The organism is Colwellia sp. 6_MG-2023, from assembly GCF_030547765.1.
Lineage (GTDB): Bacteria > Pseudomonadota > Gammaproteobacteria > Enterobacterales > Alteromonadaceae > Colwellia.
Genome location: NZ_JAUOPP010000001.1, coordinates 344,263 through 366,770 on the forward strand (window position 1 = coordinate 344,263; position 22,508 = coordinate 366,770).

The window sequence follows — 22,508 nt, forward strand, 5'->3', positions numbered from 1 at the left end:
CGTTTTCCTTTAAGAAATAATAATGTTGGCGTCTATAATGTCTATTATTGCATAATATGAAACGTATGGATGCAGATATATCATTTTATGCAATGCTGTTTTTGCGTTATGCTCTATTCAACTTAATACTATCGCTTAGCAATCTGACGATAGCCGACCATTATTTAGCAATACGAATAGGAAATATCATGAGCAATTATTTTAACACCTTAAGCCTACGTGAAAAACTTGGCCAATTAGGCAAGTGTCGTTTTATGAAGCGTGAAGAGTTCAGCGATGGTTGTAACTTTATTAAAGATTGGAACATTGTTATCGTTGGTTGTGGCGCACAAGGTTTAAACCAAGGTTTGAACATGCGTGATTCTGGCTTAAATATTTCTTATGCATTACGTGATGAAGCGATTGCAACAAAACGTCAATCTTGGCAGTGGGCTACTGAAAATGGTTTTACAGTAGGGACTTATGAAGAATTAATTCCTCAAGCTGATTTAGTATTAAACCTAACGCCTGATAAGCAACATACAGCAGCAGTAACTGCAGTAATGCCACATATGAAACAGGGTTCAACGTTAGCTTATTCACATGGTTTCAATATTGTTGAAGAAGGAATGCAAATTCGTCCTGATATCACCGTAGTAATGGTTGCACCTAAATGTCCAGGTACTGAAGTACGTGAAGAATACAAACGTGGTTTTGGTGTACCAACATTGATTGCTGTTCACCCAGAAAATGATCCGCAAGGTAACGGTTTAGCTATTGCTAAAGCTTATGCAAGTGCTACTGGTGGTGATAGAGCGGGTGTTCTAGAGTCTTCATTTATTGCTGAAGTTAAGTCTGATTTAATGGGTGAGCAAACTATTCTATGTGGTATGTTACAAACAGCAGCAGTATTAGGTCACAAACAATTATTAGAGCAAGGTGTTGATGCAGGATATGCACGTAAACTACTACAATATGGTTTAGAAACTACCACTGAAGGCCTGAAACACGGCGGCATCACTAATATGATGGATCGTTTATCAAACCCAGCTAAAATTAAAGCGTTTGATATGTCTGAAGAGTTAAAAGTTATCTTACGTCCATTATTTGAAAAGCATATGGATGACATCATTGAAGGCCGTTTCTCAGAAACTATGATGGCTGATTGGGCAAATGATGATGCTAACTTATTGAAATGGCGTGCAGAAACTGCTGAAACGTCTTTTGAATTAGCACCTGATTGCGATACAGAAATTACGGAACAAGAATATTACGATAAAGGTATCTTTGTTGTAGCAATGATTAAAGCTGGTGTAGAGCTAGCATTTGAAGCAATGGTTGCTGCTGGTATCATTGATGAATCTGCGTATTATGAGTCATTACATGAAACACCATTAATTGCTAACTGTATTGCACGTAACAAATTATATGAAATGAACGTAGTAATTTCTGATACTGCCGAGTACGGTAACTACTTATTTACACATGCAGCAGTACCTCTATTGGCTGACTTTACTAGCAAATTAACACTAGAAGAGTTGGGTGGTGGTATTACTGATAGCTCAAATGGCGTTGATAACGTACGTTTAATTGAAGTAAATGAAGCTATTCGCAGCCATGGCGTTGAAGTAATTGGTAAAGAGCTTCGTGGCTACATGACTGATATGAAAAAAATAGTTGAAGCGAACTAATCACTGATTCACTCAGCTTAATTAGTTCAACAGTGCTAGGTTAATCTATATTTGGTTAACTTGAGCAGACTAGAAACGGCATATAATTTTCAACAAGTTAGTGCCGTTTTTTATTTATAGCCTTTTCACTGTATTTAACAATTAACAATTAACAAATTTAATAAGGAAGACATCATGTCTGATTTTAAAGAAGTAAGTATTAACAGAGCAGCAAACGTATATTTCGACGGCAAAGTTGTAAGCCGCACTATCACTTTTAAAGATGATAGCTTCAAAACATTAGGTGTTATGCAAGCGGGAGATTACCGTTTTGATACTAAAGAAGCCGAGTTAATGGAAATTACTGCAGGTGATTGTGAAATTTTACTTGAAGGCGCTACACAGTGGCAAACAATCAAAGGTGGTGAATCATTTAACGTTGATGCGAATAGCTATTTCGACATAAAAGCAAAAACGATCATTGATTACTGTTGTACTTATATCAGCGAGTAAGTCTGAGTCATTATGTTAAGTAGTATCGATATTTATCAAGCCATCATTCTTATTGTTATAGGGTTAATGGCTGGTGTCATTAATACGCTAGCTGGCGGAGGATCAAATTTATCTTTGCCAGCACTAATGATGTATGGCCTACCAGCAGATGTTGCTAATGCAACGAATAGGGTTGCAGTTTTAATGCAGTCAATAACCGCTTCTCGTGGTTTCTATAAACATGATAAACTTGATACTGCTTCTATTAAAGATACTTTCTTTCCCTTATTTGCTGGCGGCTTAGTTGGCGCAATTACCGCTTCTTACCTTAATGTAGAATTACTTAAGCCTTTATTGCTCGGCACTATGATTGTTGTTTCAATATGGGTAATTTTTAAAAGTGATACCAGTCCTAAAGATAACGATAAAAGAAAGAGTTGTTATGACAGCAAGCTTGCCCTGCTAACTACTTTCGCCGCAGGTTTTTATGGTGGATTTATTCAGGCCGGTGTTGGTTTTGTTTTAATTGCCGCGTTTGTTGGCGTTTTAAATTATGATTTATTACGTGCTAATGCAATGAAAGTAGTTGCTACCGTTATTTTTACCAGTATTGCCTTACTTGTTTTTATTGTTAGAGATCAAATTGCTTGGCTTCCTGGAATATTATTAGGTGTAGGCAGTATTATTGGTGCGCAAATCGGTGTTAAGTTTGCTATTGAAGTGAAAGCGAAAACATTAAAAATTATGGTTTTAGTGATGACTGTTTTTGCTAGTGTCGCTGCATTCATGCAGTAGTCTTTCTGCAATGATATTTTTCTCATAAATTATCGCGTGCCTGCGCTAAATAATACGTTTGTTATATAGCCTCTATCTATTACCTATTACCTTCCTCTCTAGACAAGCTACGCTCAAGTGATACCTGTTATTAATATTCAGCATGGGTAAAAATAGCTGACAGTGATCCAGCTTGATGTTCTAATGGGCTTCTGATTTATTTTATTTCAATTGGAATGCTATTAATACTAATGTTGGTAGCGTAAATAATAAAAGGACTACATTTGCATGCCTATATTTGAACAACTACTTACTAATCCTATACTTTGGCTTACCATCGTTATTTTATATACCTTAAAGAAGGGCATATATTTTGTTCCGCAAAACCGTGGTTATGTTATTTACACGTTAGGGAAATACAATAAAACGCTTTCAGCAGGATTAAACTTTATTATTCCTTTCGTACAATCAGTCGCTGCTGATCGTAATTTGAAAGAACAATCATTAGAAATTATTTCGCAAGCAGCGATTACCAAAGATAATATCACCTTAGAAATTGATGGTATTTTATTTTTAAAAGTAATCGATGCTGCCGCCGCAACGAACAACATTACCGACTATAAATTATCAGTTACACAACTAGCCATGACAACTATGCGTAATGCTATTGGATCAATGGAATTAGATGAGTGTTTTCAAAATCGGGATATGATTAATGCGCAAATTTTAAATGCGATGACCGAAGCGACAGCACCATGGGGTGTTATGGTTACTCGTTACGAAATCAAAGATATTATGCCGCCACAAACAATCCGTGAAGATATGGAAAAACAAATGACAGCTGAACGTGAAAAACGTTCTGTTATTTTAACTGCTGAAGGGGTGAAAACGGCAGCAATTACTGAAGCTGAAGGGCATAAACAAGCGAGAGTATTAGATGCAGAAGCCGCTAAGGCTGAGCAAGTATTAGCAGCAGAAGCTTCGAAAGAGTCGCAAGTTCTTATGGCAACAGGTAAAGCGGAAGCTATTCGTTTAGTTGCAGAAGCTGATGCTAGTGCATTAGAAGTGGTTGGTAGTGCAGCAAATACAGATCAAGGTAAGGCCGCAGTAACTTTAACCTTAGCCCAAGACGCTATCTCTGCTCATCAAGCCATTGCGAGTGAAAGTACAGTAGTACTGACCGACGGTAAAACAGGTGATAATATTGCGAATACGGTTGCACAAGCTATTGCTGTTTCAAGTAGTTTGAAGTTAACGAATTAGTTATATATTTTAGCCTAACATTGAAAATATTAGGCTTACTCTTTCTATCTTAAAGAGGCATTATGGAATATTTTTTAGAAAACCCCGACCACTCATGGTATTTAATTGCGGGTATAAGCTTTGTTATTGAGCTAAGTATTATGGGGCTGAGTGGTCCGTTATTATTTTTCGCTATAGCAAGTTTACTCACTGGTATTCTAGTTAGCATAGGGGTTATTGATGGCTGGCAAAGTGAAGTTTTTAGTGTTGGTTTATTAACAGCATTAATCGCTTTTATTCTGTGGAAGCCATTAAAGAGATTTCAAAATACAAAAAGCAAAACCGATAACTCTAGTGATATGATTGGTTTGAAAGTACCTGCAAGTAGTGAAATAAATGCTAGTGGTGGTACTATTCGATATTCAGGTATCAACTGGCCGGCACGTTTAGCTGATGAAGCAGATGTTGAATTCATTAGCGAGAAAAGCCTTTGTCAAATTGTTGCTATTACCGGTAATACTATGTTGGTTAAGCCGATATGATTTATCAATAAAGCTTGATATTAACGCTAACAAAAACGACGCATAAGCGTCGTTTTTTATCGGTAAAATATTTTACTATATATACCCGTAATCAATGAAGATGCAGGTTTTATGTTGGGCTAAAAAGTCAGTTACTGCGTTGTGCTCAATCCCAATAGCAAGCTATTAGTCAATCACACGCCTTGTCTCTAACATTTTATCCTCATCCTAAATTCCAGCACTTTCAATGGTCACGGCTATAAGCCGTTGTAGCGTAGGCGAATAACCTATGCACTTATACCGATTTCATGTTTTGGCTACTTAAAAACCTTATCCGCCCAACGGGCTAATCCTGACGTTACACTGCCAAAATGGTCACCGACAATAATAGGAATATTTGGCATTTGTGCTTGGATAAACTCACTTAATACGGGCGATTTTGCGGTACCACCGGTCACAAAAATGACTTCAGGTTGACACTGTGCTTGATCAACGGCTGATTTCATTAACTCACCAATACTTGCTAATGTGCGATTATTTGCTAAGCGTAAAGTTTCTTTAGTGACTTCAGCATTGAGTCCATCAGTAATATCGTCTAAATTAATCGTTTGTGTATCTTGCTCAGACAAGGCGATTTTTGCTTGCTCAGCCGCATTAACTAACTGATAACTTAGCTTATGATCGTGCACTGTAATTAAGCGTTCAACGATGGCAGTTTCTTTTGCATCACGAGACAACTGAACTAATTCACGTCGGTTTTGCGCACTATAAAATGCGGTTTGTTCATTAATATTATTAATGGCTAAGGCTTGGTAAAAACTACTCGTTGGCATAGGCTTGCCTGTTTTTAATAAACTATTCATGCCCAAGCTTGGCATAATACCTTGCAGTGCTAATTGAATGTCAAAGTCATTACCCGCCACACGTACACCACTATGAGCAAGTAAGTGTTTGGTACGGTCATCATTATTACTTAGTTCAGGCCCCATTAATAACATCGAGCAATCACTAGTTCCGCCACCAATATCAACCACTAATACACGTGTTTCTTTGGTTAAACTCGATTCAAATTCAAAACCCGCAGCAACAGGTTCAAATTGAAATTCTACCTCTTTAAAACCAATACGTTTAGCCGCATTTGTGAGCACATTAATTGCTTGTCGATTGCTTTCTTCGCCATGTAAGCCTTGAAAGTTTATTGGACGTCCAATGACTGTTTTTATTATTTCATGACCGAGTGTTGCTTCTGTGAGGTTTTTAACATTGCTCATCATTGCGGCAACAATATCTTCAAATAATTGTATTTGTGCTGGCGCTAGGCCGCTAGCACCTAGGAAAGATTTTGGTGACTTTATATAATAACCTTCTTCCGGATCTTCCAAATACTTTTCAAGCGCTGCCTTACCAAAAACCAAGTCTGTTTCAATGCCATCAAATGCCAATTCTCGTAAGGCTCTTTGGCTTTTCTGTAGTTGAACTTGACGCTCCTTTTGAAAGTTACTTTGTTGCTCACTTTTCAATTGCTGATTTAACCAATGAGTGATGATGTCACGATCGGGAGCGTATAAATTGGATGCTATTGTATTCTTATTTAGTAGAGGAACTATTTGGGGTTGACCATTATCCATAACAGCAACACTACAATTAGATGTGCCGTAATCAAAACCTATCATTTACTACCTACTTATATCTCTACCAAAAACGGCCGCATAGCATACTGAGTTAATGTCTTAGGTACAAGTGCTGTATTAAGTTAAAATAGCTGTGTTAAAAAATAATATTTAAAATATAGGTAGTGATTAATATGAAGTTAAATAAAACCAGTCAAAAAATTGATAATAACATTTGTAAAGCGTTAACCATTGCCTGTGAGTCTTCTTTACATGAAGTACCAGGATTTGTATGGCTGACTCATAGAGCTAATTACACTAATTTTCCTGCTAGTTTGGTGATTACCTGTGTTTTTGAATTAGAGTCTGAAATTGAAGTAATGAAAGAGCAACAGCAAGATGAATTATTGCGTAATGCAATTTTAAAGCAGTTAGTGAAGGTTGGTGTTGTTTTGAAAAATATTAAACAACAAGTACACTTTGATAGCGAAGAGGCTTGCTTAAAATATCATCAAGGTGAATGGCCAAATAGATTAGCATTACCTAAAACGAAACAAAAACCTAATGCAGCGAGAAGGCCGCATTAGGTAATTTTAACGAATCAATAAAGCGATCAATTAGTCCCTAACTTGTCCGTCACCATAAACAACAAATTTTTCTGTCGTTAATGATTCAAGCCCCATTGGGCCGTATGCATGAAGTTTACTGGTCGATATACCAATTTCTGAGCCAAGGCCTAATTGGTTACCATCAGAAAACCTAGACGAAGCATTTATCATTACCACAGAAGAGTTTATCTGACGAATAAATCGCTGAGAACGCGAAGTATCTTGCGTTACAATGACTTCAGTATGATCAGAAGTAAACTCATTGATATGAGCCACAGCATCATCATAGCTAGCAACTACTTTTACAGCAATTTCTTGCGCTAAATACTCTGCGTGATAATCATCATTAGTTGCTTGTTCTGCATTATCAAAATAACTAAGACTATTTTCACAAGCGTGAATTTTTACATTGGCAGCATCGGCTAATGCTTTAGCTGCTAATGGTAAGAATTGCTCTGCAATTTCACTATGCACTAAAACAGTTTCTAGTGAATTACAGGCGCTTGGTCTTTGTGTTTTACCATTAACTAAAATGTTTACTGCTTTAGTTAAGTCGGCATATTTATCAATAAATAAATGACAAACGCCTTTAAAATGCTGAATCACTGGAATACGACTGTTTTCCGTAACATAACGAATCAAGCCTTCGCCACCACGAGGAATAACTAAATCAATGGTTTCACTTTGTTTTAATAATTCTTCAATAACGCTGCGACTCGTATCAGGAATTACGCTAACAATGTTTTTATCAACACCGTGATCGGTTAACACTTTATGTAAACAATTCGCTAATGCTAAATTAGAATGAATAGCTTCTGAGCCACCACGAAGAATAACGCCGTTACCTGACTTAATACAAAGCGCGGCTGCTTCAGCTGTTACATTTGGACGCGCTTCATAAATCATTGCAATAACGCCTAAAGGGATACGCATTTTACCTACTTGCATACCATTTGGACGTAGCGCTAAGTTAGCAATGTCGCCAACGGGATCTGTTAAGGCGACTATTTCGCGAATAGCACTACTGATATCTTTAATACCTTGGTCAGTTAGTAGTAGTCTATCAAGCATTGCATCAGCCAAGCCTTTTTCTCGACCTGCTTCAATGTCTTTACTATTTTCGCTAATGATTTCAGCGCTATTGGCTTCAATAGCGTCAGCTATTGCGTTTAACAATGCATTCTTTTCAATGGTTGTTAGCTGTGCGGCTACTCGGCTAGCAACTTTTGCATTCGTTGCCATTGTCGCCATATTAAATTGGTGCATTTGTTTTAGTTCCTTTTTCTTCACTGTTTTTAGGGGCTACTTTTGCTGGTTTAACTTCAACATTTTGTTCAAGAATAACCATGTCATCACGATGTATAACTACATCACCTTCTTCATGCCCTAAGATAAGTTTAATTTCATCACTGTGTTTGCCCTTGATACGCTTTAACTCTTTATTGCTATATTGAGTGATACCTTTAGCAATAATGGTTTTAGTTTGTTGATCAACAAGGTCAACACAATCACCAACGTCAAAGCTTCTGGCGACAGATTTTATGCCAATAGGTAATAATGAAGCGCCTTTGTTTAGTAAGGCGTTAACTGCGCCTTTGTCTAGGGTGATTCTACCGTGACTTTTTACGGTGTGTTTAAGCCAATGTTTTTTAGCTCTAATGGTATTTTTATCGGCAGAAAAGCGTGTGCCAGGATTTATTTGTCTGATTAATGAGCTAAATACTTCGCTTTTAGTACCATTGAGAATATAAGTATTAATGCCATGCTCAGTTGCTTTTTCTGCGGCTTCTATTTTTGTTTTCATGCCACCCGTAGATAAATGATTGCGGCTAGTGCCAGCCATAGCATATATCTCATCGGTAATTTCATCGATTATGGGGATAAGTACCGCGTCATCGTGGATGTTAGGATCTTTAGTAAATACGCCATCAATGTCACTTAAAATAAACAAGCTATCAGCTTCACACACTTGTGCTACTAGGGCTGAAAGGTTGTCGTTATCACCTACTTTTAGATCTTCAGTGGTTACCGTATCGTTTTCATTAACGATAGGAATAATGCCATTCTCTAATTGAATTTGAATGGTATCTCTGATGGAAATATACCGTTCTCGATCTTCTAGATCATCTTGCGTGATTAATATTTGGCTGCAAGGAATATCAAAAAAACGTTGCCAGTTCGCCATCATTTTCATTTGGCCAACACTCGACATGGCTTTTTTAACTGATGGAGATAGTTCAGGACTGCCGTGACGAATAACTGTTCTACCAGCGGCAACACCACCAGAAGATACGAGAATCACTTCTTTGCCTTGTTGATGGCATTTAGTGATGAATTGAGCAATGGCTAGAATATATTGCCCACTGCAACCTGTTTTTGATGGTGCTACTAAGGCGCTACCGACTTTAATTACAGCACGATTAAAATTCATTTTTCCTCCTGTTATGATTTAACTATTTACAGTATGATGAAAACGAGGTAGTCATTCAACTTATATAGCGAAAAAGGCGCTATAACGTTAGACGTTATTGTGATCCTAAATAGCAATAAAGCATATCTTGTTACTATATCGTAATTAACAATACAATTTACTGGCAAAGCATGATTAAATATAGTTAATTTTTCTTTGGTTAACTGTTTATAATTTTTTAACATGCTAAATTTATTACCCGCACCATTTCTTGGACTACTTTCTTTTATTTTTTATGCCCTTAACACTATTTTTTGGGTTGTTCCTATTGTTATTTTTTCATTATTTAAAGCTTTAATACCGTTAAATTTTTCTCAAAAGATTTTTAGCTATTTATTAGATTTAATGGCAAGTAATTGGGTTGCTATTAACACGATCAATCAAAAATTATTTACTAAGGTAAAACTTCATGTAACCGGTTTAGAAGAGCTGAGCACGAAAGACTGGTATTTAGTGTTAGCTAATCATCAGAGCTGGGTTGATATTATTGTGCTGCAGCGAATATTGCATGGCAAAATACCTTTTTTGAAGTTCTTTTTAAAAAGAGAGTTGCTTTATGTCCCTATTCTAGGATTAGCATGGTGGGCATTAGATTTTCCTTTTATGAAACGTTATAGCCAGTCATTTTTGAAAAAAAATCCTCACCTAAGAGGTAAAGACCTAGAGACAACACGTAAGGCTTGTGAAAAATTTAAGCATAAACCCGTTAGCGTAATGAGTTTTATCGAAGGAACGCGCTTTACGCAAGCTAAACACGATAAGCAAAATTCACCATTTAATCATTTGCTTAAACCTAAAGCTGGTGGTGTGGCTTTTGTACTTGATGCCATGGGCGAGTATTTAACCACCATTGTTGATGTAACTATTTATTACCCAGACGGAATTCCTAGCTTTTGGGACTTTTTGTGTGGTCGTGTTAAAGATGTGTATATTGAAATTAATACATTTGACATTAACAGCGAGCTTAGTGGTGACTACATGAATGATAGAGCTCATAAAATTGTTTTTCAAAAGTGGTTAACGCAATTTTGGCATGAGAAAGACGCTAGACTTCTGAATTTAAAGAAAAATTCGTCATCTGATATTGATAAATAAGGGACTAATATGAATGAATTAATTATGACTTGGCTGGCCGAGCAAGGAGTTAATAAAAATTACCTTGAAATGAGTGCAATGGTATTAGGTTTAACTTTTATTATATTTACGGCAACGATTAGCTATTACATTGCTAAAACTCAAGTGATTAACGTTGTTCATAAACTGATTGTTAAAACAAAAAACACTTGGGATGACGCGTTAATTGAACATAATGTCTTAACGCGATTTACCTTATTATTACCTTTTATATTAATATTATTTTTAACACCATTAGTTTTTCCAAGCGAACTTATAATAGCCGATTTGTTAGTATTGTTTGCGAAAGTATTTTTAACCTTTCAAATAGCTCGAAGTATCAGTGCTGTATTAAATGTTAGCAAATGCTTATACGGTGAAACAGCTAAACAAAAATATTTGCCACTGAATGCTATTATTCAAGTGATCAAATTAGTTATCTATTTAGTGGCTGTGATTGTAATTATTGCATTAATTTTAGATCGTTCACCTGTTTATTTATTGAGTGGTTTAGGTGCTTTAACCGCGGTGTTAATTTTAGTGTTTCAAGATACGATCAAAGGGTTAGTTGCTAGTATTCAAATTTCAGCAAACAAAATGGTTGTTGCGGGAGATTGGATTGAACTACCTAAATATGGGGCTGATGGCGATGTTATTGAAATAGGCTTAAATACAGTAAAAGTACAAAATTTTGATAAAACGATTACAACAGTACCAACTTATGCTTTGATAAGTGATTCGTTTAAAAACTGGCGTAATATGTACCATACTGGTGCTAGACGTATAAAACGAACGTTAATTATAGATATCAGCAGTATTGATTTTTATTCATTAGAAAAAATAGACTTTTTAGCTAGCACTAGCTTATTAAAGTCTTATTTAACCGATAAAAAGCAAAGGCTTGAAGATGAAAATAAAGCGTTAGATCAAGATGGGCGTTTAAATGACATTGATAGCCGACAATTAACGAACATTGGCACATTTCGCGCTTATATTGAAATGTATTTACATCAAAATACGAATATTCGAAATGACTTAACTTGTATGGTGAGGCAGTTGCCTGCGACTGAAAGTGGCTTACCTTTAGAATTATACTGCTTTGCTAATTCAACAGATTGGAAAGTATATGAAGGTATTCAAGCAGATGTGTTCGATCATTTATTTGCTATTGCTCCACATTTTGATTTACGTATATTTCAAAACCCTACAGGGCATGATTGGAAAAATGCATTAAATAATAACACCTAACAAGTATGTTATTTTTACCGAGAGCCTTTCTTAATCACGTGGCTAATGCGGCATAATAAGAAAAGGCGGAATAGTGTTAGCTATATCCGCCAATCGCCTTTAGATTTTTATATAAAATTTAGTTTAGATTTTACCTACTAAATCTAGGCTTGGTGTTAAGGTTGCTTCGCCTTGCTCCCAAGCTGCTGGACATACTTCACCATCGTTTTCGCGTACATATTGTGCTGCTTTAACATTACGTACCATGTCTTTAGCGCTACGACCAATACCACCTGCATGAATGTGTGCTACTTGAATAATGCCATCAGGGTCAGCTAAGAAAGTACCACGATGTGCCATATGGTCTTCTTCAATCATCACGTCAAAACCACGAGTAATGTTACCTGTTTGGTCGCCTAGCATTGGGAATTGAATTTTGCCAATTGCGTCAGACGAGTCGTGCCAAGCTTTATGAGAGAAATGTGTGTCAGTTGATACAGCGTATACTTCAACACCTAATTTTTGTAACTCTTCATATTGGTTTGCCATGTCTTCTAATTCAGTAGGACATACAAAAGTAAAGTCTGCTGGGTAAAATAAGAAGATAGACCATTTACCTTTAACGCTGTCAGTTGTTACTTCAACAAACTCGCCGTTGTGAAATGCTTGTGCTGTAAATTCTGGGATTGCTTTGCCTATTTGAGCCATGATGTATTCCTCTTTATATATTTAAATGTTTATTTAAATGTCGTATTAATTATTTAATAAAACGTTAATGAAAGTTTTGCTTCTGAAAGCTTGCTTGCTTTCGATGTATGTATAGTAGAGCTAATTTAATAATTGGTAAATTTGATTAAATTGATTTCTATATTCTAAATAACAGAACGTTAGTTACTTGCATTCTTTATTGGGATCTTAGTTATAGCGAAGTGCTTTGAGTAATCGATGTATTGAGCGCTTATTTCATCGTGTTATTTTGCCGAAGCTTATTGTTAGATAATAGTTAAGGTTAGGCATCAATGTGAGGCCTGTAAATATATGTCAGAGTGGGACAGTAAAAACAAAAAAAGGCTAACACTTAGTATTTTCTACTGAGTATTAGCCTTGGTAAGTGAATTTAAATATTACTGATTTTCAAACTATTTTAGTGAAGCGCAGTAAGGTAGTTCAATTACTTTAAATCGAAGCGATCTAATTGCATTACTTTCGTCCAAGCGCTGACAAAGTCATTAATAAACTTAGTATCAGCATCATCAGAAGCATACACTTCAGCAATGGCTCGTAGTTCAGAGCTAGAGCCGAAAATTAAATCGACAGGTGTTGCTTGCCATTTAAAGGTACCGGTAGCACGGTCATTACCGATATAAATACCATTATTGTTCTCGTCTTTGCTCCAAACGGTAGACATATCTAATAAGTTAACGAAAAAGTCATTACTTAATACGCCTGGTTTGTTAGTAAAAACACCTAAGCTAGAACCGTCAAAATTGGCGTTTAATGAACGTAAACCACCGACCAAAACTGTCATTTCAGGTACATTTAAATCAAGCATATTGGCTCTATCAACAAGCATTTCTGCAGGAGACATATAACTATCTTCATTGTAATAGTTACGGAAGCCATCAGCATTAGGTTTTAAGTAATTGAATGACTGAATATCTGTTTGCGCTTGTGTAGCATCGGCACGACCAGGTATGAAAGGTACTTCAACTTTATATCCACCTTTATTAGCTGAGTTTTCGATTGCCGCAGCACCACCTAATACAATTAAATCGGCTAAAGATACTTGTTTTGTCGATGATTTTTTATTGTATTGAGTTTGAATCGCTTCAATTTTATCTAAGGCTTTCTTTAACGCTTTAGGGTTGTTTACTGGCCAATTGACTTGAGGCTCAAGCTTAATTCGAGCGCCGTTTGCTCCACCACGCATATCAGTTACACGATGGCTAGAAGCAGAAGCCCATGCTGTTCTAATTAACTCTGCATTACTTAAACCTGAATTAAGTAATTGCGCTTTTAGCATTTTTATATCACTACTTGTGATTAACTGATAATCAATTGCAGGGATAGGATCTTGCCATGTAAGTACTTCAGTTGGCACTTCATCACCTAAATATCTTGCTCTTGGCCCCATATCACGATGAGTTAATTTAAACCAAGCTCTACCAAATGCTTTTTCAAATTCAGCAGGGTTGGCTCTAAAGCGCTCAACAATTTTACGGAATTCAGGATCTTCTTTTAAGGCAAGATCAGTCGTAAACATAATAGGTGCGTGACGCTTATTAGGAATATGTGCATCAGGTACTAAGTTTGCTGCAGCTTTATTATCAGGTATCCATTGCGTGGCACCTGTAGGGCTTTTAGTTTGCACCCAGTTAAAGTTCATCAGATTGTCTAGATAGTTTGTTGACCACTGTGTTGGGGTAACAGTCCAAGCACCTTCTAAGCCACTACCACTTGCATCAGCACCAACACCTGTGCCACATTTATTCTTCCAACCTAAGCCTTGCTCTTCAATTGGAGCAGAAGCTGGCTCAGCACCAATACAATCTTTTGGTTTTTTTGCACCATGTGCTTTACCAAAGGTATGGCCACCAGAACTTAGCGCAACAATTTCTTCATCATTCATTGCCATACGGCCAAACGACAAACGTAGGTCGTCAGCAGCCAATAGTGGATCAGGTTTACCGTGTGGACCTTCAGGGTTAACATAAATTAATCCCATCTCTACTGCGGCTAATGGCCCTTTTAATTGACCTTTTCCATCTCTACGCTCATCAGTAAGCATAGCTTCTTCAGGGCCCCAGTATACTAAATCTGGCTCCCAATCGTCAGTACGTCCACCGGCATAACCAAAAGGCTTAAAGCCCATCGATTCAAGTGAAACATTACCTGCAAGCACCATTAAATCTGCCCATGATATTTGACGACCGTATTGTTGTTTTACCGGCCATAATAATCTACGAGCCTTGTCTAAATTAACATTGTCAGGCCAGCTATTTAATGGATCAAAGCGTTGTTGACCACCAGATGCACCACCACGACCATCATGTACTCGATAAACCCCTGCACTATGCCAAGCCATACGAATCATCAAGGGGCCATAATGCCCCCAATCAGCAGGCCACCATGTTTTAGAATCTGTGAGTGTTTTTTGAATATCTTTTTTAAGTTGTTTTATATCTAATTTTGCAAACTCTTCAGCATAATTATACTGCTCTCCGTAAGGATTTGATTCCGCACCGTGCTGGCGAAGTGAGCTCAGGTTTAGTTGCTCAGGCCACCAAAATTGATTTGTTTTTGCTTCACCATTTGCAAATGCAGTTGACGATAGTGTGATAGTTGATAGAGCTACTGAAATCGCAGCGGCTATAGGTAAGGTTCTCTTTAACATAGTTATCTCTCTTTATTGTAATGAACTTTCGAATAGGAAATATAATAGGGGGAATAAAAGATTTTTTATAATTGATTGATTTGAAGATAACGTTCTGTTTTATTGATGACTGCATTTGGGGAGCAATAAGTGGGTAATATAGAGATTAGTGGTTGGCAGTGCGTTAATACTACGCAAGGGGAAAGTAATAAAGTTAGTTTGTTAGTAAAAGCATTAATCAATTATCTACAGACAAAAAAATAGGTGAATTTAATAATTCACCTATTTACGTTAATAATTTACTCTTTATTGAACAGGTTATTACCTGTATTAGCTTTCTCTAATCATGTAATCAAAGGCTGATAATGACGCTTTAGCCCCTTCGCCCATCGCAATAACAATTTGTTTATAAGGCACAGTAGTCACATCGCCCGCCGCAAATATACCCGGTGTAGATGTTTGACATCTTTCGTCTATAACTACTTCACCATGCTGAGTACGCTCAACAACACCGTCTAGAAAAGTACTGTTCGGTAATAAACCAATTTGTACAAAAATACCGGCCAGCGGCTGTTGTTTAATATCACCGGTTAATCTATCTTCATAAGCAAGAGCAACCACTTTACCGTCTTCTGCTATTACTTCTTTAGTGGCAGCATTTTTAATGATAGTAATTTTACTGTGAGCTTCAGCTTTTTCTACTAAAACTTTATCGGCTTTTAACTCAGGTAAAAATTCAAATACAGTAACATGATTAACCATACCGGCTAAATCAAGTGCCGCTTCAATACCGGAGTTACCACCACCGACTACTGCAACATCTTTCCCTTTGAAAAATGGACCATCACAATGTGGGCAGTAAGCAACACCGGAACCAACATTCTCTTTCTCGCCTGGTACGCCAAGTTCACGCCATTTTGCACCGGTAGCAACAATAATAGTTTTCGTTTCAATCACTTCACCACTAGATAGGTGTAATTTATGCGCTGATTTGGTCTTGGTATCACCTTTTTCAATGGTATCTACACGTAAAAACTCTTTGATAGTGACATCGTAATCACTCAAATGTGCCTGCATATTACCGGTTAGCTCAGTACCTGTTGTTTTAGGTACTGAAATTAAGTTTTCTATACCTACCGTATCTTTTACTTGACCACCAATTCTGTCGGCAATCATAGTAACGTTTAACCCTTTACGTGCTGCATAAATTGCGGCAGCAACACCAGCAGGACCACCACCAATAACGGTTACATCTTGTAGAGGCAATTGTTCAGTATCATCGGCATTAACAATGTAAGGGAAACGTTCAATTAATTTATCGACTAATTGCGCTGTATCTATTTTGCCGTTGGCAAATAATTCACCATTTAAGTAAACGCTAGGTACACCTTGAATATTACGTTTATCAATAAGTTCTTGGAATAAGCCTCCATCAATCATTTCTGAGCTAATATCATCATTTAGCAAAGCAAACTGATTTAGTGATTGCACCACATCAGGACAGTTATGACAGCTTAAAGAAATAAATACTTCAAAGTGTAAATCTCCCTTAATTTTACTCACCATATTACTTAAGGTGTTATCAAGTTTAAGGGCAGTACCTGACGATTGTAAAATAGCTAAAATTAATGAATTAAATTCATGACCACTTGGTATGCCTGAGAAATGAATTCCATTATTATTATCATCTACTGCTAAGTAAAATGTAATAGGGCTGCGTAAATTGTCATCACGTTCAATCAAACTTAAATTATCTGATACTGAACATAATTGTGTTAAAAATTCGACTAATTCTGGACGCTTAGCATGTTCACCAGTTTGTAGAACTAGTGCCACCTTGTTAGTCATATTTTGAGTGTATGTTTTTAATGCGTTTAAAATATCTGTGCTTAACATAGTATTACCTTATTTAATCTGGTGAAAAAAGGCGGAATATTTTTAGCCATTTCCGCCAATAGTTGGAAGATTTTTAGTTTATAGTGTTTAGATTTTGCCTACTAAATCTAGGCTTGGTGTTAAAGTAGCTTCGCCTTGTTCCCAAGCTGCTGGACATACTTCACCATCATTTTCACGTACATATTGTGCTGCTTTAACATTACGTACCATGTCTTTAGCGCTACGACCAATACCACCAGCATGAATGTGTGCTACTTGAATAATGCCGTCAGGGTCAGCTAAGAAAGTACCACGATGTGCCATATGGTCTTCTTCAATCATTACGTCAAAACCGCGGGTAATGTTACCTGTTTGGTCACCAATCATAGGGAATTGGATTTTACCAATTGCGTCTGAAGAGTCGTGCCATGCTTTGTGAGAGAAGTGTGTGTCAGTTGATACAGCGTAAACTTCAACACCTAACTCTTGTAATTCAGCATATTGGTTTGCCATGTCTTCTAATTCAGTCGGACATACAAACGTAAAGTCTGCAGGGTAAAATAAGAAGATAGACCATTTACCTTTAACGCTGTCAGTTGTAACTTCAACAAACTCACCGTTGTGAAATGCTTGTGCTGTGAATTCTGGAATTGCTTTGCCTATTTGAGCCATGATGTATTTCCTCTTTATATATTTAATTGTGTAATTTAATTATTTAATAAAACCTTAATGAAAGTTTTACTTATGAAAGCCTGTCTGCTTTCGATGTGTGTATAGTAGATTTAATCTTATGATTGGTAAATTTGATTAAATAGATTTTTATGTTCTAAAAAACAGGACGTAAATTAATGGCTCTTTCACTGAAATAGACTAGGTTTATATAGGGAATAAGATTTAACCGATAAATAAGACGCTTAATTAATAATAACGAATAGGAATAAAGTGATGACAAATAAGAAGTTAACAACGGCTGCAGGTTGCCCTGTAGCGCATAACCAAAACGTAATGACTGCAGGTCCTAAAGGGCCGCAATTGTTGCAAGATGTGTGGTTTTTAGAAAAGCTAGCACATTTCGACCGTGAAGTTATCCCAGAAAGACGTATGCATGCTAAAGGCTCTGCAGCATTTGGTAAATTTACGGTAACGCATGATATTACTAAATATACGCGCGCAAAAATATTTTCAGAAATAGGCAAGGAAACGGAACTCTTTACCCGTTTTAGTACCGTTGCTGGCGAACGTGGTGCAGCTGATGCAGAGCGAGATATCCGTGGTTTTGCTGTTAAGTTTTATACCGAAGAAGGTAACTGGGATTTAGTTGGTAATAACACACCGGTATTCTTTTTACGTGATCCGCTAAAATTTCCTGATTTGAACCATGCGGTTAAACGTGATCCTAAAACCAATATGCGTAGTGCAACCAATAACTGGGATTTTTGGACATCGTTACCTGAAGCGTTACATCAAGTCACTATTGTGATGAGTGATCGTGGCCTACCTGCAAGTTACCGACATATGCATGGTTTTGGTAGTCATACGTTCAGCTTTATTAATGCAGATAATGAACGATTTTGGGTGAAGTTTCATTTAGAGACTCAACAAGGCATTAAAAATTTAACAGATGCAGAAGCTGAAGTGCTTGTAGGTCAAGATAGAGAAAGCCATCAAAAAGACTTATTTGAATCGATAGAAAAGCATGACTTTCCTAAATGGATAATGAAAGTTCAAATTATGCCAGAAGCTGATGCAGCAACAGTACCGTATAATCCTTTTGATTTAACAAAGGTTTGGCCTCATAAAGATTATCCTTTAATTGAAGTTGGGGTAATGGAGCTGAATCGTAATCCTGAAAACTATTTTGCTGATGTTGAACAGGCAGCCTTTAATCCTGGCAATATTGTACCGGGTATCGGTTTCTCTCCAGATAAAATGCTACAAGGGCGATTATTCTCATATGGTGATGCACAACGTTATCGTTTAGGTGTTAACCATAACCATATTCCGGTTAATGCCGCACGTTGTCCTGTACATAGTTATCATCGAGACGGGCAAATGCGTACCGATGGTAATCATGGCGCTACAATTGGTTATGAGCCGAATAATCAAGGCGAATGGGCTGAACAACCTGATTTTTCAGAGCCTCCTTTAGCAATTGATGGCGCTGCAGCTCATTGGGATCATAGAGAAGATGAAGATTACTTTTCACAAGCAGGTGACTTATTCCGTTTAATGAGTCCTGAGCAACAACAAGCTTTATTTAGTAATACGGCAGCTTCGATGGCTGATGTACCTGATGAGATAAAATTACGTCATATTAAGCACTGTAGTGCAGCCGATGTAGATTATGGTAATGGTATTAAAGCAGCGTTAGGCTTATAAGTATTAGCTTGCTGCTAAGGCTTATTTCATAGTAACTAACCCCTGTTATGTCAGGGGCAGTTACTATTTTGCCTATATTAACGTGACAATATATTGAAATATTAATTAGAATGTCGTTGACGTTCAATAAACCTGATTATAGAGACGAATGATTTCATTAAAACAATTACATTATGCATTAGCGGTTGAAAAAACATTACATTTTAAGAAAGCTGCTGAGGCCTGCAATGTGTCACAGTCGGCGTTAAGTACCGCAATTAATGAGCTTGAAAAGCAATTAGGGGTGACTATTTTTGAACGCAATAACAAGCAAGTGTTGGTGACAAATAAAGGTCAGCTAATATTAGCGAAAGCTAAGCAAGTTAAGCTGGAAGTGGATGAACTTTTACAAATTGCCAACGCGAACCTTCAGCCATTCTCTAATGGGATGACTATTGGTGTAATTCCGACTATTGGTCCTTATCTATTACCTAAAGTGTTACCTGATTTACGTAAGCAATATCCAGACTTTAAATTAAAAATCATCGAAGAACAGTCGCATGTATTGGTTGATATGGTACGAAGCGGTGATATTGATGCTGCTATTTTAGCCTTACCTTATGCTATTGATGGCTTGATGCAGTTTGAATTTTGGCAAGAAGATTTCTATTGGGTGAGTCATAAAGATGAATGCCCGAGTCAAATGAAAGAAATTACCAGTGAACAATTGAGTGCTGAAAAATTAATGTTGTTAAAAGAAGGGCATTGCTTAAAAGATCATGCCTTGGCCGCCTGTAGTTTACAAAATAACAAACAAGAATCAGACTTTGACTCAGCGAGTTTACATACCCTTATTCAAATGGTTGCGGGTAAGCTTGGAACAACGCTTGTGCCACAGATGGCGCTTGATCAGTTAATTTATAGTGAATCTGAACTACGTGCTATTCATTTAAACGAGCCTGGCCCACACCGTAAAATATCATTAATCATTCGACCTAACTATGTAAGAACAGATGAAATAACGCTACTAAAAGATATTTTTAAGGCGCAGTTAACAAAGAAGGTCTCGGCTAAGGATAGTTGACTTCAAGGATAATAATCGAATAAATAGAACATAACCCTCTATTTATTCGTATTTACTAAATTAAAGTGTTTAGTCATTATAGTTACCACACAAACAAGAGGTAACTATAATGAAAAATATTATTCACAATTTAAAAGCTATATTAAGCACTAATACTGGTAAAACTGCACGAGTTGACTGTAATTATTCAAATAATTATTATGGAGATCAAGTGTGTCAATGTAAGTGATTGGACTATGCATAGCGGCCAGAGCTATTTGCGTTATTAGCCTAATTTAATAAGCGTATTTAGCGTCGGCTTTGCTTGCTAACTGGCTGCGAAGTTCATCTTGATATGAAAATGTATCGAAGCCATTATTAAATGCTTTTGCCGTTGGCCCGTATGAACTATCTAAAAGTGCTTTTACATCAACAATGTCTTTAAAGTTTTCTTGGGTAACATCATATTTTCCCCAATATTTTCCTTTTCCATCATATCCACGGTCATACTCTTGACCTTTTATTAGAATGTCAGGTAATTCTTTCGCTAACGCTACTATAGTTTCGTTAGCATTTAATTTGCCCTCAAGATAGCTTTTTTCATCTTCAGTAATATTACCTGAAACAACTAATTTATCCTTATTATCAATAGAAAATCCCCAACTTTTTTGCGCTAACGATGGAGATGATAATTCTAAATCATGCATAAAACTTTCGTATTCAGGCCTTATTTGAGCAAGCTTCATTGGTAATTCGCCAAAATCTATCGTCTGTTCCATTTTAACTAAAAGTTTAGATTCAGATTTATGTGCTGAGATACTCAGAGGTTTATCGTAAGTGTTTTGGTCCGAAGGGATATGCTCACTGTCATGATAAATATCACGAGCGAGTGTTTGTTGTTTATTAATATCTGTAATTAACTCGCTATCAGACAATTCACCTACTATAGTCGGCTCTACTTTAGTCGCTTCTACATTATTTTTAAGCTGTTTTGTTACCGTATCGGTTAAAATATCGTGAGTTATTTTCATAGTTAATTCCATTTATAATGAATAGTAGTTTAATGCGTTTATCGGTGAAATTAATAAAAACTTGAGCATTTTTTATTAATTTCACCTTATTTATATATAAATTATTTAGCACAATTTTTTGTATTATAATCGTTATTTATTATGATGCTGGTACTAACTACTTATCCTGATAATGTTTAACTAGGTGAAGCTTGAGTCTATTAGATGGTTTTTAACTGCATTATCTTTGTCTGATAACACCTTCTTGCATGGTTGAAGCGACAAGCTCGCCTTTACGGTTATATATTTGTCCTTTCACTAAGCCGCGTCCATTACTTGCCGACGGGCTATCTATACAATATAACAACCAATCATCAAAACGGAACGGACGATGAAACCACATAGCATGGTCGACGGTCGCTATTTGGAAGTTAGGGCTAAAATGGCTCGCACCATGTGGCATTAAAGAGGCAGGTAAAAATTGAAAATCTGAAGCATAAGCAAGCATGCAGCTATGATGACGTAAATCATCAGGGAGGGTGCCATTGGTTTTTAACCAGGTTTGACATGTAGAATCAGTTTTTTCAGGCTTAAGCCAATTATATTGTTGCACTGGGCGTATTTCTATCGGCATTTCTGCTAGTAACTTGTCACGCATTGGCTGTGGAAAGGCATCTTTATGCTTGATAATAAAATCACTATAGGATGGCAAGCTATCTGGTCCAGGCACTGTTGGCATACTATCTTGGTGGTCAAAACCTTGTTCAAATTTTTGAAAAGAAGCTGTCATGTAAAAGATAGCTTTACCATTTTGGATAGCTTTTACTCGGCGAGTGCTGAAACTGTTTCCGTTGCGAATATCTTCAACTTCATATACAACAGGTTTTGAAGCGTCACCGGCTAGTAAGAAATAAGAATGGAGTGAATGTATAAAGCGATCTTCATCAATGGTTGCTTGAGCAGCTGATAGCGCTTGCCCCATTACTTGACCACCAAATAAGGCTTTAAAGCCTAAATCTTGGCTTTGACCTCGGTATATTCCTTTCTCAATGACTTCTAATTTTAGTAAAGCTAATAATTCATTTAAAACAGAACTCATGTATTAATACTCAATATGTTGATA

General features: G+C 36.7%; 18 protein-coding genes and 1 pseudogene. 10 read left to right on the forward strand and 9 right to left on the reverse strand.

Annotation, left to right across the window (positions count from 1 at the left end; all coding sequences use genetic code 11):
- The first annotated feature begins 188 nt into the window (after positions 1-188).
- The 5 genes from ilvC (at position 189) to Q4503_RS01475 (ending at position 4,699) form a co-directional block, all read left to right on the forward strand.
- On the forward strand, positions 189-1,670 hold the full coding sequence (gene ilvC, locus Q4503_RS01455; RefSeq protein ID WP_215971864.1) for a ketol-acid reductoisomerase: 1,482 nt from the start codon (positions 189-191) through the stop codon (positions 1,668-1,670).
- 174 nt (positions 1,671-1,844) lie between these two features.
- Complete coding sequence (locus tag Q4503_RS01460) at positions 1,845-2,162, forward strand: pyrimidine/purine nucleoside phosphorylase (protein ID WP_159817105.1); 318 nt, start codon at positions 1,845-1,847, stop codon at positions 2,160-2,162.
- Positions 2,163-2,174: 12 nt separating this feature from the next.
- On the forward strand, positions 2,175-2,936 hold the full coding sequence (locus tag Q4503_RS01465; protein ID WP_303601204.1) for a sulfite exporter TauE/SafE family protein: 762 nt from the start codon (positions 2,175-2,177) through the stop codon (positions 2,934-2,936).
- A 267-nt stretch (positions 2,937-3,203) separates the two neighbouring features.
- A complete protein-coding gene (locus Q4503_RS01470) occupies positions 3,204-4,178 on the forward strand; it encodes an SPFH domain-containing protein (protein ID WP_303601205.1) in 975 nt (324 codons plus the stop codon).
- 62 nt (positions 4,179-4,240) lie between these two features.
- Positions 4,241-4,699, forward strand: coding sequence for an NfeD family protein (locus Q4503_RS01475; RefSeq protein ID WP_303601206.1), 459 nt, complete (start codon positions 4,241-4,243; stop codon positions 4,697-4,699).
- Positions 4,700-4,995: 296 nt separating this feature from the next.
- Here the strand turns inward: Q4503_RS01475 and yegD are convergent, their stop codons facing one another.
- Positions 4,996-6,351, reverse strand: a complete 1,356-nt coding sequence (yegD, locus tag Q4503_RS01480; protein WP_303601207.1) for a molecular chaperone — start codon at positions 6,349-6,351, stop codon at positions 4,996-4,998.
- Positions 6,352-6,482: 131 nt separating this feature from the next.
- Between yegD and Q4503_RS01485 the strand changes: the two genes are divergently transcribed.
- Positions 6,483-6,875 (forward strand): Fis family transcriptional regulator, encoded by a 393-nt coding sequence (locus Q4503_RS01485; RefSeq protein ID WP_215971869.1) that lies wholly within the window; start codon positions 6,483-6,485, stop codon positions 6,873-6,875.
- Positions 6,876-6,905: 30 nt separating this feature from the next.
- Here Q4503_RS01485 and Q4503_RS01490 read toward each other — a convergent pair whose 3' ends face one another.
- Together Q4503_RS01490 and proB are read right to left on the reverse strand one after the other, a co-directional pair.
- Positions 6,906-8,162 (reverse strand): glutamate-5-semialdehyde dehydrogenase, encoded by a 1,257-nt coding sequence (locus tag Q4503_RS01490; protein ID WP_303601208.1) that lies wholly within the window; start codon positions 8,160-8,162, stop codon positions 6,906-6,908.
- 61 nt (positions 8,163-8,223) lie between these two features.
- Positions 8,224-9,327 (reverse strand): annotated as a pseudogene (gene proB / locus Q4503_RS01495) (glutamate 5-kinase); the annotation flags it as partial.
- Between the two features lie 222 nt (positions 9,328-9,549).
- On the opposite strand from proB, the gene Q4503_RS01500 reads away from it, so the two are divergent.
- Positions 9,550-10,461, forward strand: coding sequence for an acyltransferase (locus Q4503_RS01500; protein WP_303601209.1), 912 nt, complete (start codon positions 9,550-9,552; stop codon positions 10,459-10,461).
- A 9-nt stretch (positions 10,462-10,470) separates the two neighbouring features.
- The gene (locus Q4503_RS01505) at positions 10,471-11,727 is read left to right on the forward strand and encodes a mechanosensitive ion channel family protein (protein ID WP_303601210.1); all 1,257 of its coding nucleotides are present in this window, start codon (positions 10,471-10,473) and stop codon (positions 11,725-11,727) included.
- 123 nt (positions 11,728-11,850) lie between these two features.
- On the opposite strand, the gene ahpC (Q4503_RS01510) is transcribed toward Q4503_RS01505, so the two are convergent.
- The 4 genes from ahpC (Q4503_RS01510) to ahpC (Q4503_RS01525) all read right to left on the reverse strand — a co-directional run bounded on the left by ahpC (Q4503_RS01510) (position 11,851) and on the right by ahpC (Q4503_RS01525) (position 17,626).
- Positions 11,851-12,414 carry an alkyl hydroperoxide reductase subunit C gene (ahpC, locus tag Q4503_RS01510; RefSeq protein ID WP_201294546.1) on the reverse strand — a complete coding sequence of 188 codons (564 nt, stop codon included), beginning with the start codon at positions 12,412-12,414 and terminating at the stop codon, positions 11,851-11,853.
- 463 nt (positions 12,415-12,877) lie between these two features.
- Positions 12,878-15,100, reverse strand: a complete 2,223-nt coding sequence (katG, locus tag Q4503_RS01515) for a catalase/peroxidase HPI (RefSeq protein ID WP_303601211.1) — start codon at positions 15,098-15,100, stop codon at positions 12,878-12,880.
- A gap of 309 nt (positions 15,101-15,409) precedes the next feature.
- On the reverse strand, positions 15,410-16,975 hold the full coding sequence (gene ahpF, locus Q4503_RS01520; protein WP_303601212.1) for an alkyl hydroperoxide reductase subunit F: 1,566 nt from the start codon (positions 16,973-16,975) through the stop codon (positions 15,410-15,412).
- Positions 16,976-17,062: 87 nt separating this feature from the next.
- Positions 17,063-17,626 (reverse strand): alkyl hydroperoxide reductase subunit C, encoded by a 564-nt coding sequence (ahpC, locus tag Q4503_RS01525; protein WP_303601213.1) that lies wholly within the window; start codon positions 17,624-17,626, stop codon positions 17,063-17,065.
- Positions 17,627-17,899: 273 nt separating this feature from the next.
- On the opposite strand from ahpC (Q4503_RS01525), the gene Q4503_RS01530 reads away from it, so the two are divergent.
- Together Q4503_RS01530 and Q4503_RS01535 are read left to right on the forward strand one after the other, a co-directional pair.
- Entirely contained in the window at positions 17,900-19,333 is a 1,434-nt protein-coding gene (locus Q4503_RS01530) for a catalase (protein ID WP_303601214.1), read from the forward strand.
- A gap of 148 nt (positions 19,334-19,481) precedes the next feature.
- Entirely contained in the window at positions 19,482-20,396 is a 915-nt protein-coding gene (locus Q4503_RS01535; protein ID WP_303601215.1) for a hydrogen peroxide-inducible genes activator, read from the forward strand.
- Between the two features lie 275 nt (positions 20,397-20,671).
- Here the strand turns inward: Q4503_RS01535 and Q4503_RS01540 are convergent, their stop codons facing one another.
- Positions 20,672-21,406, reverse strand: a complete 735-nt coding sequence (locus Q4503_RS01540) for a hypothetical protein (protein WP_303601216.1) — start codon at positions 21,404-21,406, stop codon at positions 20,672-20,674.
- A gap of 220 nt (positions 21,407-21,626) precedes the next feature.
- Positions 21,627-22,484 carry an acyl-CoA thioesterase II gene (gene tesB / locus Q4503_RS01545; RefSeq protein WP_303601217.1) on the reverse strand — a complete coding sequence of 286 codons (858 nt, stop codon included), beginning with the start codon at positions 22,482-22,484 and terminating at the stop codon, positions 21,627-21,629.
- Positions 22,485-22,508 lie beyond the last annotated feature (24 nt).

Bases quoted from the DNA above. Each gene is read 5' to 3' on its own strand.
- ilvC (WP_215971864.1), top strand. From the start codon at position 189: ATGAGCAATTATTTTAACACCTTAAGCCTACGTGAAAAACTTGGCCAA.
- Q4503_RS01460 (WP_159817105.1), top strand. From the start codon at position 1,845: ATGTCTGATTTTAAAGAAGTAAGTATTAACAGAGCAGCAAACGTATAT.
- Q4503_RS01465 (WP_303601204.1), top strand. From the start codon at position 2,175: ATGTTAAGTAGTATCGATATTTATCAAGCCATCATTCTTATTGTTATA.
- Q4503_RS01470 (WP_303601205.1), top strand. From the start codon at position 3,204: ATGCCTATATTTGAACAACTACTTACTAATCCTATACTTTGGCTTACC.
- Q4503_RS01475 (WP_303601206.1), top strand. From the start codon at position 4,241: ATGGAATATTTTTTAGAAAACCCCGACCACTCATGGTATTTAATTGCG.
- yegD (WP_303601207.1), bottom strand. From the start codon at position 6,351: ATGATAGGTTTTGATTACGGCACATCTAATTGTAGTGTTGCTGTTATG.
- Q4503_RS01485 (WP_215971869.1), top strand. From the start codon at position 6,483: ATGAAGTTAAATAAAACCAGTCAAAAAATTGATAATAACATTTGTAAA.
- Q4503_RS01490 (WP_303601208.1), bottom strand. From the start codon at position 8,162: ATGCACCAATTTAATATGGCGACAATGGCAACGAATGCAAAAGTTGCT.
- Q4503_RS01500 (WP_303601209.1), top strand. From the start codon at position 9,550: ATGCTAAATTTATTACCCGCACCATTTCTTGGACTACTTTCTTTTATT.
- Q4503_RS01505 (WP_303601210.1), top strand. From the start codon at position 10,471: ATGAATGAATTAATTATGACTTGGCTGGCCGAGCAAGGAGTTAATAAA.
- ahpC (WP_201294546.1), bottom strand. From the start codon at position 12,414: ATGGCTCAAATAGGCAAAGCAATCCCAGAATTTACAGCACAAGCATTT.
- katG (WP_303601211.1), bottom strand. From the start codon at position 15,100: ATGTTAAAGAGAACCTTACCTATAGCCGCTGCGATTTCAGTAGCTCTA.
- ahpF (WP_303601212.1), bottom strand. From the start codon at position 16,975: ATGTTAAGCACAGATATTTTAAACGCATTAAAAACATACACTCAAAAT.
- ahpC (WP_303601213.1), bottom strand. From the start codon at position 17,626: ATGGCTCAAATAGGCAAAGCAATTCCAGAATTCACAGCACAAGCATTT.
- Q4503_RS01530 (WP_303601214.1), top strand. From the start codon at position 17,900: ATGACAAATAAGAAGTTAACAACGGCTGCAGGTTGCCCTGTAGCGCAT.
- Q4503_RS01535 (WP_303601215.1), top strand. From the start codon at position 19,482: ATGATTTCATTAAAACAATTACATTATGCATTAGCGGTTGAAAAAACA.
- Q4503_RS01540 (WP_303601216.1), bottom strand. From the start codon at position 21,406: ATGAAAATAACTCACGATATTTTAACCGATACGGTAACAAAACAGCTT.
- tesB (WP_303601217.1), bottom strand. From the start codon at position 22,484: ATGAGTTCTGTTTTAAATGAATTATTAGCTTTACTAAAATTAGAAGTC.